This window comes from Acinetobacter tianfuensis, from assembly GCF_003611465.1.
Classification (GTDB): Bacteria; Pseudomonadota; Gammaproteobacteria; order Pseudomonadales; family Moraxellaceae; genus Acinetobacter; species Acinetobacter tianfuensis.
Genome location: NZ_RAXV01000100.1, coordinates 1 through 764 on the forward strand (window position 1 = coordinate 1; position 764 = coordinate 764).

Consider the following 764-nt stretch of genomic DNA (forward strand, 5'->3'; position numbering starts at 1 on the left):
AGCTACAGCATTTCGGAACTGACGTACCAATTCGGCTTCTTTGTATTTGCCATTGACTGCACCCGGATCGTAATTGCTATGCCCTGCTGTGACTGCGACAAAACCTAGGGGTTGGTGTAATTCAGGTTGCTTTTTCAAACGTGCAAGCACCATGGCTACACCAACCAACATGCCGACCCATTCAGCGATATTTTCAGGAATTTTGTTTTTAAGCTCCTGAGGAATCAGATTCCAAATATTCAAAAACTGCTCTGAAAATAAAATCAGGGCATAAAAAAAGGCGCTTAATGCGCCTACTTGTACTGACTTGAGTTTCCAAGCCTGTTTCCAATTATCAATCAATTTCATTTAATGCTCCAGTTGCTAGCTTGGCGCTTAAGCCAAGACTCGATAAATGTACTTCCTAAAATCCCCAGTGCTGCCGCAATTGCAATCAATGCGAGCGGATCAATGTCTGGAATTTGCAATACGACTGCACCTGCTATTGTTGATGTTGCAGAACCCAAAATGGTTCGACCGATTGCTAAACGCCATGTAATTTTTTCATCTGACACAAGCAGTTTTGCAAAGCCGATTGCTGCACCGATGATAATTAGCGTTGCGAGCATTCCTAATTTACTTTCATGCTCTTGCATGAATCCCCCTTATTTTTTGGCAATAAAAAAGCACCCGAAGGCGCTTTTGTTTTAACTTAAGTTAAATCGTAAACTTTAAAATTTCGTAACCACCCCTTGAATTTGTTCGGCGTTGTCGCTGGCGCGTGC

The 764-nt window shown here is 42.4% G+C and carries 2 protein-coding genes; both read right to left on the bottom strand.

The annotated features are described in order from the left end of the window. Positions 1-348 (bottom strand): DUF7940 domain-containing protein (locus tag D7V32_RS17050; RefSeq protein ID WP_456049265.1); only part of this gene is annotated, 348 nt, incomplete at its 3' end. Further along, complete coding sequence (locus D7V32_RS17055; protein WP_120403950.1) at positions 345-635, bottom strand: phage holin family protein; 291 nt, start codon at positions 633-635, stop codon at positions 345-347. The genes D7V32_RS17055 and D7V32_RS17050, both read right to left, overlap by 4 nt. Positions 636-764 lie beyond the last annotated feature (129 nt).